The 10,914-nt window shown below is 69.7% G+C and carries 12 protein-coding genes; 9 read left to right on the forward strand and 3 right to left on the reverse strand.

Annotated features, from left to right (window positions below):
* The first annotated feature begins 55 nt into the window (after positions 1 to 55).
* From IE198_RS16435 to IE198_RS16445, 3 genes are read left to right on the forward strand one after another with little or no spacing between them, the layout of a single operon-like run.
* Positions 56 to 745 (forward strand): DJ-1/PfpI family protein, encoded by a 690-nt coding sequence (locus IE198_RS16435; RefSeq protein WP_189887155.1) that lies wholly within the window; start codon positions 56 to 58, stop codon positions 743 to 745.
* 56 nt (positions 746 to 801) lie between these two features.
* Positions 802 to 1,122, forward strand: a complete 321-nt coding sequence (locus IE198_RS16440) for a hypothetical protein (protein WP_189887157.1) — start codon at positions 802 to 804, stop codon at positions 1,120 to 1,122.
* 2 nt (positions 1,123 to 1,124) lie between these two features.
* Positions 1,125 to 1,592, forward strand: a complete 468-nt coding sequence (locus IE198_RS16445) for a DUF2269 family protein (RefSeq protein WP_189887158.1) — start codon at positions 1,125 to 1,127, stop codon at positions 1,590 to 1,592.
* 169 nt (positions 1,593 to 1,761) lie between these two features.
* Here the strand turns inward: IE198_RS16445 and IE198_RS16450 are convergent, their stop codons facing one another.
* The 3 genes from IE198_RS16450 to IE198_RS16460 all read right to left on the reverse strand — a co-directional run bounded on the left by IE198_RS16450 (position 1,762) and on the right by IE198_RS16460 (position 5,028).
* Positions 1,762 to 2,403: a TMEM175 family protein gene (locus tag IE198_RS16450; protein ID WP_229833994.1), complete on the reverse strand. Its 642-nt coding sequence runs from the start codon at positions 2,401 to 2,403 to the stop codon at positions 1,762 to 1,764.
* A 124-nt stretch (positions 2,404 to 2,527) separates the two neighbouring features.
* Entirely contained in the window at positions 2,528 to 3,751 is a 1,224-nt protein-coding gene (locus tag IE198_RS16455) for an alpha/beta hydrolase family protein (protein WP_229833995.1), read from the reverse strand.
* A gap of 407 nt (positions 3,752 to 4,158) precedes the next feature.
* On the reverse strand, positions 4,159 to 5,028 hold the full coding sequence (locus tag IE198_RS16460) for a bifunctional DNA primase/polymerase (protein ID WP_189887286.1): 870 nt from the start codon (positions 5,026 to 5,028) through the stop codon (positions 4,159 to 4,161).
* Between the two features lie 304 nt (positions 5,029 to 5,332).
* Here IE198_RS16460 and IE198_RS16465 point away from each other — a divergent pair, with 304 nt between their 5' ends.
* The 6 genes from IE198_RS16465 to IE198_RS16490 all read left to right on the forward strand — a co-directional run bounded on the left by IE198_RS16465 (position 5,333) and on the right by IE198_RS16490 (position 10,856).
* Entirely contained in the window at positions 5,333 to 5,638 is a 306-nt protein-coding gene (locus IE198_RS16465) for a hypothetical protein (protein WP_189887162.1), read from the forward strand.
* Positions 5,639 to 5,823: 185 nt separating this feature from the next.
* Complete coding sequence (locus IE198_RS16470; protein ID WP_229834011.1) at positions 5,824 to 6,723, forward strand: Zn-ribbon domain-containing OB-fold protein; 900 nt, start codon at positions 5,824 to 5,826, stop codon at positions 6,721 to 6,723.
* 1 nt (position 6,724) lies between these two features.
* On the forward strand, positions 6,725 to 7,168 hold the full coding sequence (locus IE198_RS16475; protein ID WP_189887164.1) for a MaoC family dehydratase: 444 nt from the start codon (positions 6,725 to 6,727) through the stop codon (positions 7,166 to 7,168).
* Positions 7,165 to 8,334 carry a lipid-transfer protein gene (locus IE198_RS16480; RefSeq protein WP_189887166.1) on the forward strand — a complete coding sequence of 390 codons (1,170 nt, stop codon included), beginning with the start codon at positions 7,165 to 7,167 and terminating at the stop codon, positions 8,332 to 8,334. The genes IE198_RS16475 and IE198_RS16480 overlap by 4 nt, the downstream gene beginning before the upstream one ends.
* 123 nt (positions 8,335 to 8,457) lie before the next feature.
* The gene (locus IE198_RS16485) at positions 8,458 to 9,012 is read left to right on the forward strand and encodes a SigE family RNA polymerase sigma factor (RefSeq protein ID WP_189887168.1); all 555 of its coding nucleotides are present in this window, start codon (positions 8,458 to 8,460) and stop codon (positions 9,010 to 9,012) included.
* Positions 9,013 to 9,209: 197 nt separating this feature from the next.
* The gene (locus tag IE198_RS16490; protein ID WP_189887170.1) at positions 9,210 to 10,856 is read left to right on the forward strand and encodes a long-chain fatty acid--CoA ligase; all 1,647 of its coding nucleotides are present in this window, start codon (positions 9,210 to 9,212) and stop codon (positions 10,854 to 10,856) included.
* The last annotated feature ends 58 nt before the right edge of the window (positions 10,857 to 10,914 follow it).

A 10,914-nucleotide genomic window follows, 5' to 3' on the forward strand; every position in this document is an offset into this window, starting at 1 on the left:
GCGTCTGGAGCGACTCCGGCATGGGCCGGACGCTGCCCCACGTGAAGGACCCTCCATGCATGCCCAGATCATCCTGTTTGACGGCTTCGATCCGCTCGATGCCATCGCCCCCTACGAAGTGCTGTACGCCGGCGGCACCGCCTCCGGCGGCGCGGTGAGCGTGGAACTGGTCTCCGCCGAAGGACCGCGCGAGGTGGTCAGCGGCACCGGGGGCTTGGTGCTGCGCGCCACGGCCGCCCTCGACCCAGGACGCGCGGGCCTGATCCTGGTCCCCGGTGCCTCGGGCCGCGTTGGAGAACCCGGCGAGGTCCCTGACGATGACGCTGGGATCGGGGAGTGGCAGCCGGACGAATTCATCCCCGTGCTGCTGGGCCGCACTCTGACCACCGAGCTGCCCACGCTGATGAAGGCGGCGATGGACAACCCCGAGGTGACGGTCAGCGCGGTGTGCGGCGGCTCGCTCGTCCTGGCCATGGCCGGCCTGCTGGAGGGCCGCTATGCCACCACCCACCACATGGGCATGGACATGCTCGATGCCACCGGCGTCCACGCCGTGAGCGCCCGCGTCGTCGACGACGGCAACCTCGTCACCGGCGCTGGCGTCACCTCCGGCCTCGACCTGGGCCTGTACCTGCTGGAGCGCGAGGTGGGCCCCCAGATCGCCCACGCCGTCGAGAAGCTGTTCGCCCATGAGCGCCGCGGCACCGTCTGGCGCAACGACGGCCCGGTGCCTGCCGGCATCTGACCACACGTCCCGCCCCCGCACCTCTTAACCGCACCGCACTGTGAGGAAGAAGCAGAATGTCCGTAGAAGGCATCTGGGACCTGTCCATCTCCACCCCCATCGGCAAGATCAAAGCCGTGGTCGAACTCTTGCGGGAGGCCGGTGTCCTGACCGGGACCGCCCACGGGGCAGGAGAGGAAGTCCCGCTCAGCGACGTCGCCCTCGACGGCGACTGGCTCACCTGGAAGCAGGCCATCACCAAGCCCATGCGCCTGAACCTGGCCTTTGCCGCGACAGTCAACGGCGACACCCTCACCGGCACTTCCAAGGCCGGACGCCTTCCGGCCTCGAAGGTCACCGGCCAGCGCCGCGTCGTCCAGGCGGGCACGGAACACTGACCGTGACGAAACTTCTTCTCTCCCTGCACGTCCTGGCCGCGGTGCTGACCATAGGCCCGGTCACAGTCGCCGCGAGCATGTTCCCCAAAGCGCTGCGTCGTACCCACAGCGACCCGGGTGACCGCGAGGCTCTCACGACCCTGCGGACGCTGCACCGCATCTGCCGCGTCTACGCCGGCATCGGCATCGCGGTTCCCGTCTTCGGGTTCGCCACGGCCAGTAGCCTCGGCGTCCTTGGCAGCGGATGGCTGATCACCTCGATCCTCCTGACCACCGCAGCAGCCGCCATCCTGGCCTTGCTGATCCTGCCCGCCCAGGACGGTGCCCTCGCCGCCGCGCAGGCCCCCGGCTCCAGCTCCGGCACCCACTCTGCCGCCCGCCTTGCCATGCTCACCGGCGTCTTCAACCTGCTGTGGGCAACCGTCACTGTTCTGATGATCATCCGCCCCGGCTCCACCACGGGAGCATGACCGTGCACCTTCACTCATTGCGCATCGCGGCGCGCGCCGATGAGGTCTGTGGAGTCTCAACGCTCCTCCCCGCCCAGTCGGGCACCCATGCCCGTCCCTGCCCGGGTCACCTCGTGGGCAAGTTCTCCGCGAACCGGTCCTCTCCCGGCACCGGTGACAGCCCGTCGCGTCAGGCGGGACCGGTGTCGGATCGCCGGGAGAGCCAGGTACGCAGTGGGACAGCGACCAGCCACGAGAGCTGCGCCAGCACGGGTGAGGCAAGCGTGAGGGGCATCGAGGCGACGAAGACGACCACCATGACCAGTCCCTGCTGGACGGACCCGGTCAGACTCTCGCGCGGGATGCCGGGTTTCACCAGGGCCGGCCGGCAGATGAGCCGTAGTGACATCGCGGTCATCAGGCCCGAGGCGGCAGCGATCGCTCCGGCGTAGATCGCCGTTGCAAGAGCGGTGTCCCCGTACTCACTGATCAAACGTGTCGGGAACGGCAGCCCTGCAATCACGGCGAGGAGCGCCAGATAGAGATACAGCAGCCACGTGTCGAGCCGTGCGATCGAGGTGAACAGGGCGTGCTGAGCCAGCCACAGCACCCCGATGACGGCAAAGCTGAGGACATACGCGCCCACGTCGGCCAGTGCGTCGTGGAGCGCGTCGCCGAGATCCGAGTCGGCCAGGTCGTCCTGCACACCGACGTCGAGGATCAGCAGCGTGATCGCGATGGCGAAGACAGCGTCCCCGAACGCCAGAAGCTGCTCCGGCCCCATGACCGGCCCGCCGCGTTCGGCTGCCGGCCCACGTCGCTCTGCGCTCACGATTCGGACGCTACTCGGGGGTGCCTGCGGGGACACGTGGTGTTGGGCCGGGTGCCGGACACCAAGGGAGCGGGCGCCCCGACGGCGTTTCGGGGCGCGCCGGCGGAAGCGGACGCACAGGAGGTCAGCGCGCTGACAGCGTCTCCTGCAGCCAGTCGAAAACGACCTCGCAGTGCTCCTGCGGTGCCATCGGGGAGCAGTGCAACTGCGCGCCAGTGGCAGCGGTGAGCTTCACGTACTCCTTGGGAGCGGTCAGCTTGTCGAACATCTGGCGCGGCTGGCCCGGGTAGAACTGCTCGAACTCGTAGTCCAGGACCAGCGTGGGCGCCTTGATGCGGCCCACCACGTCGCTGATGTCCAGTGCCCTGATGCGCTGGGCAGGGGTGTAGAAGTCGGTGAACGTCCTGCCCTCGCGGGCGTCGAGCATCGCCTGTACGGAGAAGGGCTCCATGCGCTTCTTGATCGTGGCCGCCGCGGCCGGAGGCAGCTCGGGGACGACCTCCTTGTTCCAGATGTTGTTGGTCTCATCCTTGTCCGGGGTGAGGATCTCCCGGATCTGCTGGGGGAAGCCCAGCCACGGCGTCAGCGTGCCGGGCATCGCCACCAGTGCGGCGATCCGCTGCTCGAAGGCGGCGGCCCTGGGGGCCAGGTCACCCCCCATGCTCAGCCCGGTCAGGGCGATCTTGTCGGCGTCCACGTCGGAACGGGCGACCAACCAGTCGACGAGCGGCGTGACCACGGTTTCCCAGCGCGGGGTGAAAGTCACCCGGTCCACGAAGAGCAGCTGCCCCTGGCCGGGCCCGTCGTACACGAGTGCGTTCCAGCCGCGCTCCAGAGCGGCCGAGACGCCATACGTCCACATGTCGACGTTCTGCCCGTCGCTGCCGTTGGTGAGGATCACCGTGGGGCGCCGGCCTCCCGAGTCGGCCTGCCCGAAGAACCACACGGGCAGCGGGGTCTTCCCGTACGGAACGCTGTCCCTGACCGGCGCCGGGTCACACAGCCGGCAGAACGTGTCCCAGGCATCGCGGCCCGCCCGGTACAGCCGCTCCTCGCTGCCGGGATCGTCGGAGCCGAGGACGAAGAACAGCGCCTGGGCGTAGTACTGCGCGGCCCGCAGTGCACGGGAACGTGTGGTCTCCCGCCCGGACTCACCGCCCTCGGGAGCCTTCAGCAGCTGATCGCCGAGCTTCTTGAAGGTCTGGGTGTACGTCTGCGCGGAGAGTCCGGCCTTGTTGATCGCGTTCGCGGCGGTGAGCACCTCGCCGACCTCACCGGCCCCGTAGCCGGATGCCCCGAGCGCGAGGAGCCCGCTGAAGTTGAACCCCGGGTCCTGGAACAGGGTCATCACTCCGGGCGCGGCGCCACCTGCCGGGGCGGAGGCCGACGCCGTGCCACTGGGTGTGGGCGCCGGCGCGGGCGATGCGCCCGAGGGCGTACACCCTGTGGCCAGGACGGCCCCGGCTCCACCGACAAGCCCGGCGAGCGTGGTGCGCCGGGTGGGGCCGGATGCGCTGTCTCTGGATACATACGTCATACCGGCCGAACGTACGAGCCGCGCCCCCGCTCCTCTCTCCGCCACACCCGGCGTCTCCCCCGGCGTTCCACCGAACGGTCCCTTACTCGCTCCGCCTTCGCCGTGGGCATGCCCGTCCGAGCCCCGTTGCCGAGCCTGGCCGGCCTCAAGCCGGCCCGCCGGACGAGCGGCCCCCTGGGACAGGTGCGTGGGCGGGGGCCGCTCCGGTGTCCGGCGGGTCAGTGGACACCGCGGCCCGAGGTGAGGCGGGCGGCGGAGGCAATGGTGGCCCGGGCCTCGCGTTCGGTGAGGCCGGCGCCGACCGCTGCGGCGGTGAGAGCGGCGGCCAGGGTGTCACCGAGGCCGTTCTCGTAGGCACGGCAGGCGGCCCAGAACAGGCGGGTGTTGCGCTGGCCTTCCTGTGCGGCGAGGACGAACTGGACCAGTCCGTGCCCGTCTCCGTGGGCAGGCCCTGGGTGGGAGCGGGGGTGCGCGGGGGGTGTGATCAGGCTCAGGAGTGCGCGAGGGCAGGGCGCCGGGGGGAGGTGCGCTGTGCCGGGGGCCAGGCGGTACGCCCCGTGGGCGGTGACCGAGCCCGGGCCGACGAGATAGCCGCCGGTGCCGCGGACGTCTATGCCGGGGGCGAGCCGGCTCGCCGAGTTCGGGACGACGGTGTCGGGCGGGCCGGTCAGCCACAGGTGGCGCCCGCCGCTCGGGGTGAGGACGGTGACGGTCTCCGGGATGGTGAACAGGTGGCGCAGCGCCAGGTGCCGGAGCTCGGCAATGGAGTCGATCGAGGTCTTGATGTCGAGGTCGATGCCGATCAGGTGGTGCGGCGGCCGCCCGCAAGCGATGCCGTAGCCGGTGGCCCAGGGAGCGGCCGCGAACAGTGCTCGCACGCCCGCGGGGTCTGTGGTGGCGTCATGGACTCCGTGGCCCGGGAGACCGCATTCGCCCCGGCACAGGGCCGGATCGGGGTTGCCCCGGTGGGGGGAGCGCAGTGCGGGGAGTTTGGTGGCGGACAGGGGGATGACGGGGAGTCCGCGCTCCGCGGCGGACAGGGCGTGGGCGAGGGCCAGGGTCGCGGTCTGCCGGGTGGTGATGGCCATGGCTCTATATTCGTTCAAGTGTTCGAAGAAGGGAAGAGGGCGGATGCCGTAAAGGGTGGCGAAACGCTTCATCCCGCGCCTCGCGCGACTCAAGGGAGGTGTGCCCGCGGTGGGCGTTTCGGGGGCAAGAAGGGGTTTATCGACATGTCCTCACGCTTGCGAGCGAATCGCCCCTTCCCGGATGGTTCGACAGCGATCGCGTGGGCAATTCTGATCTTGCGACGTCGTGATCAAGTCGGGCGCGGTCGGCCAACCGCCCCCGAGTCCACAGCCCTTGTGCAGTTCCAGTTCATGGAGGAATGACATGGCAAGCATCCGTTCCGCCCGCGTTCTCGCCGTTGCCGCCGCCCTGCCCCTCACGCTCTCGGTGCTCGGCGGGGTGGCCCAGGCCGACAGCGGCGGCTTCGCGGACGGCGGGTCGAACGTGTCGGTGGCGACGGTCGCCGGCGGCGGCGCCGAGGGCGGCAACTTCGGCAACTCGTCCACCTCTCAACAGGTGGCGACCGGCTGGGGCGCCAGTAATCAGAGCGAGTCCGCCGGGGCCGGCGGACTCGCCTTCACTGTCATCGATCAGGACAACGTCACGGTGAACTTCTCGCCGCTGTGGTGACGGACGGCCCGAGGGGAGCGTGAGCAGGGGGAAGTGGGCGTCTGTGCGGCGGTGCTTGGGGGCGCCGTCGCACAGGCGCCCCCAGGGGGTGTCGGGGAGGGGTGGGCTCGGCGGCGTCCGCGACCTTGACACATGACGCATAGCTGACGGACAGTCAGATTCTGGATAGGCGGGAAGGGGGCGACGTGACCGACGAGTTGTACGCACGGCTGAAGGCCTACGAGGGGCAGGCCGCGGCTGCCTCGGGCGTCGGCAAGGATCCTGTCAATGAGTCGATGATCAGGCACTGGTGCGAGGCGATGGGGGACAACAACGCGGCGTACGCGGGGCCGGACGCCGTCGCCCCTCCGACGATGCTCCAAGTCTGGACGATGGGCGGTCTGTCGGGTCACGCCGGCCGGACCGCGGCGCAGGACGAGCTGTTCGCTCTGCTCGAGGGCGCCGGATTCACCTCGGTGGTGGCGACCGACTGCGAACAGGAGTATCTGCGGACTCTGCGCCCGGGGAACCGGATCACCTACGACGCGGTGATCGAGTGCGTGTCCGAGCGCAAGACCACCAAGCTGGGCACGGGTTACTTCATCACCACGAGGACGGACGTGCGGGCGGACGGCGAGCCGGCAGGAACACATCGCTTCCGGGTCCTCAAGTACGCACCCCGGGCTCGTGAACCGAAGGCGAACCGCCCACGTCCGGTGATCAACAGGGACAACGCGGGCTTCTGGGAGAAGGTGGCCGAGCACCGGTTGCTCATTCAACGCTGCGGCGGCTGCGGGACGCTGCGATTCCCCTGGCTGCCCGGGTGCGGCTGCTGCGGATCGCAGGACTGGGACACGGTCGAGGCGAGCGGCTCGGGAAGCGTCTTCTCCTATGTGGTCATGCACCATCCTCCGTTCCCGGCGTTCGACCCCCCGTTCGCGGTGGGGCTGATCGAGCTGGCCGAGGGGGTGCGGATCGTCAGCAGCGTGGTGGGCGTGGCGCACGACAAAGTGCGTATCGGAATGCCGGTGGAGCTGGAATTCACCAGTGTCGACGGGGAGTTCGAGCTGCCCGTTTTCCGGGTTGTACAAGGAGGTGCCGACTGACATGGACCGCGGCCTCATCGGTGCCGGGACGGCACTGCCGCCCCTCACCGTCCCGGTGACCCGCACGCTGATCGTTGCCGGGGCGATCGCCTCACGCGACTTCCAGGATGTGCACCACGACGCGGAGCTCGCCGAGCAGAAGGGCTCCCCGGACATCTTCATGAACATCCTGACGACGAATGGCCTGGTGGGCCGGTACGTCACCGACTTCTTCGGCGAACAGGCCCTGCTGCGCAAGGTCGCCATACGGCTCGGTGCTCCCAACTACCCAGGCGACACGATGGTGCTGAGCGGCTCGATCGGCGCGTTCGACGGCACGACCGCCGAGGTCCGGGTCGTCGGCACCAACAGTCTCGGCAACCATGTCACCGGCACGGTGAAGGTGACGCTCCCGGGGCCTGCGCGCGTACGGGAGGCGGAGATCCTTCCGGAGGCCGGCGCATGACCATCAGGGACAAGGACGCGCTCGGCGGCAGGGCGGCCATCGTCGGCATCGGGGCGACCGAGTTCTCGAAGGACTCCGGCCGCAGTGAGCTGAAGCTCGCCGTCGAGGCCGTAAGGGCCGCGCTCGACGACGCCGGCCTGTCCCCTGCTGACGTGGACGGCATGGTGACCTTCACCATGGACACCAGCCCGGAGATCACCGTTGCCCAAGCCGCGGGCATCGGAGAGCTCTCCTTCTTCTCCCGCGTCCACTACGGCGGTGGTGCCGCCTGCGCCACGGTGCAGCAGGCGGCGCTCGCGGTCGCCGCGGGCATCGCCGATGTGGTCGTCTGCTACCGGGCGTTCAACGAGCGCTCAGGCCGGCGCTTCGGTTCGGGCGTGCAGCACCGTGAGCCGTCCGCGGAGGGGGTGGCGCTCGGCTGGAACCTTCCGTTCGGGCTGCTCACCCCCGCCTCCTGGGTGGCGATGGCTGCCCAGCGCTATCTGTACGCATACGGGCTGACGCCGGAAGCGTTCGGCCATGTCGCCGTCACCGCCCGGCGGCACGCGGCCACCAACCCCGCGGCGTACTTCCACGGCCGTCCGATCACCCTGGCCGACCACGCCGCCTCCCGGTGGACGGTCGAGCCGCTGCGACTGCTGGACTGCTGCCAGGAGACCGACGGCGGTCAGGCGATCGTCGTCACCGGCGTCGAGCGGGCCCGTGACCTGCCCCGCCCCCCGGCGGTGGTTCTCGCCGCCGCCCAGGGTGCAGGGAGGGCCCAGGAACAGATGACCAGCTTCTACCGCGACGAACTGACCGGCCTGCCCGAGATGGGGCTGGTTGCCCGGCAGTTGTGGCGGACCTCCGGGCTCGCTCCCGCCGACATCGACGTGGGTATCGTCTACGACCACTTCACACCCTTCGTCCTGATGCAGCTGGAGGAGTTCGGTTTCTGCGAGCCCGGCGAGGGCGCCGACTTCGTGGCCGCGGACTCCCTGGCGCTCAACACCCATGGAGGGCAACTGGGAGAGGCGTATCTCCACGGGATGAACGGCATCGCGGAAGCGGTCAGACAGCTGCGCGGTACTTCGGTGAACCAGATATCCGGCGCGGCCACGGCCCTGGTCACCGCGGGCACCGGAGTGCCGACGTCGGGGCTGGTTCTTGGGGCCGGTGGCCGGTAGCCCCTGCGGGTGTCCTCCACCTTCAGGAGGTGCAGCCCCGGCGGGCCCTACAACCTGAGGGGGACAACGCTTCGGGACCTGGGGCCGATCCGCTCAGCAGGGCGCGCTCCTAGCGTGTAAGCCATGACCACGTCAGTCTGTACGAGCGCTTCCAAGGCCGCCGCGCCGGTGCCGTCGTACACGCCCCACCCCTCGTTCTCGTCGTACGTACGGGCGCGGGGGCCCGTGCTGCTGCGGACCGCCCGATCGCTGACCTCGAACCCGAGCGACGCGGAGGACCTGCTGCAGACGGCGCTGACCAAGACCTATGTCGCCTGGGAGCGGATCGAGGACCACCGGGCGCTCGACGGCTATGTCCGCCGCGCGCTGCTGAACACGCGCACGTCGCAGTGGCGCAAGCGCAAGGTGGACGAGTTCGTCTGCGACGAGCTGCCCGAGCCGGAGAGCGTCCCGGCCGTCGACCCCGCCGAGCAGCAGGTGCTGCACGACGCGATGTGGCGCGCGGTGATGAAGCTGCCGGACCGCCAGCGCGCGATGGTCGTGCTCCGGTACTACGAGGATCTGAGCGAGGCCCAGACGGCGGAGGTGCTCGGGGTGTCGATCGGTACCGTCAAGAGCGCCGTGTCGCGTGCGCTCGGCAAGCTCCGCGACGACCCGGAGCTCGCACTGGTCCGCTGACGGCCCCGCTCGCCGATTCCGGCCCCGGACCTGGTCGACTCGGCCTTCGGCCGAACGGCGTGTGCGCTGTTGTGCAGTTTTGTGCGCTGATGCACGGGGAATTCATTACCCCTGGGTAGTGACATACCGCTTGGTATGTGCGCAGAATCTACCCACCTTTTCTGCCACGTAGCGCTAGCGCCCACCGGGAGGACGCCGTGCTGAGCACCATGCAGGACGTACCGCTGACTGTGACCCGCATCCTTCAGCATGGGATGACGATCCACGGCAAGTCACAGATCACCACCTGGACCGGTGAGGCCGAGCCGCAGCGCCGCACCTTCGCCGAAGCCGGCCGGCGAGCCACTCAGCTGGCCAACGCCCTGCGTGACGAGCTCGGCATCGACGGCGACCAGAGAGTCGCCACCCTCATGTGGAACAACGCCGAGCATGTCGAGGCGTACTTCGCGATCCCCTCCATGGGCGCCGTGCTCCACACCCTCAACCTCCGCCTGCCCGCCGAGCAGCTGGTCTGGATCGTCAACCACGCCGCCGACCGCGTCGTGATCGTCAACGGCTCCCTGCTGCCTCTGCTGGCGCCGCTGCTGCCGCATCTGCCGACGATCGAGCACATCGTCGTCTCCGGCCCCGGTGACCGCTCCCTCATCGCCGACGCGGAAGCGCAGGTGCACGAGTACGAGGAGCTGATCGCGGGCCGCCCGACCACGTACGACTGGCCGGAGCTGGACGAGCGCTCCGCCGCGGCCATGTGTTACACCTCGGGCACCACGGGTGACCCCAAGGGTGTCGTCTACTCCCACCGCTCCATATACCTGCACTCCATGCAGGTCAACATGTCCGAGTCGATGGGCCTGACCGACAAGGACACCACGCTTGTGGTGGTCCCGCAGTTCCATGTGAACGCCTGGGGTCTGCCGCACGCCACGTTCATGACCGGCATCAACATGCTGATGCCCGACCGCTTCCTGCAGCCCGCGCCGCTCGCGGAGATGATCGAGCGCGAGAGGCCCGAGCACGCCGCGGCCGTCCCCACCATCTGGCAGGGCCTGCTCGCCGAGGTCACCGCCAATCCCCGTGACCTGTCCTCCATGCAGCAGGTCACCATCGGCGGCGCCGCCTGCCCGCCGTCCCTCATGGAGGCGTACGACAAGCTCGGCGTGCGGCTCTTCCACGCCTGGGGCATGACGGAGACCTCGCCGCTCGGCACGATGGCCCACCCGCCCGCCGGGCTGACCACGGAGGAGGAGTGGCCGTACCGCCTCACCCAGGGCCGCTTCCCGGCCGGTGTGGAGGCCCGCCTCGTCGGCCCCGGCGGCGAGCACCTGCCGTGGGACGGTGAGTCCGCCGGTGAGCTGGAGGTCCGCGGCACCTGGATCGCCGGCGCCTACTACGGCGGCGCGGGCGGCGAGAACTTCCGCCCCGAGGACAAGTTCAGCGAGGACGGCTGGCTGAAGACCGGCGACGTCGGCGTGATCAGCCGCGACGGCTATCTGACGCTGACCGACCGGGCCAAGGACGTCATCAAGTCGGGCGGCGAATGGATCTCCAGCGTCGAGCTGGAGAACGCCCTGATGGCACATCCCGAGGTCGCGGAGGCGGCGGTCGTCGCCGTACCGGACGAGAAGTGGGGCGAGCGGCCGCTGGCGACCGTGGTGCTGAAGGAGGGCTCGACCGCGGACTACGAGACGCTGAGGACGTTCCTCGGCGAGAAGATCGCCAAGTGGCAGCTGCCGGAGCGCTGGGCGGTGGTGCCGGCGGTGCCGAAGACCAGCGTGGGCAAGTTCGACAAGAAGGTGATCCGCAGGCAGTACGCGGACGGTGAGCTGGACGTCACCGAGCTGTAGCCGCACCACAGGAGGCGAAGAGGAGGGGCCTGCGGTCACGACCGCCGGCCCCTCCTGT

It is taken from the genome of Streptomyces xantholiticus (genome assembly GCF_014651015.1).
GTDB lineage: Bacteria > Actinomycetota > Actinomycetes > Streptomycetales > Streptomycetaceae > Streptomyces > Streptomyces xantholiticus.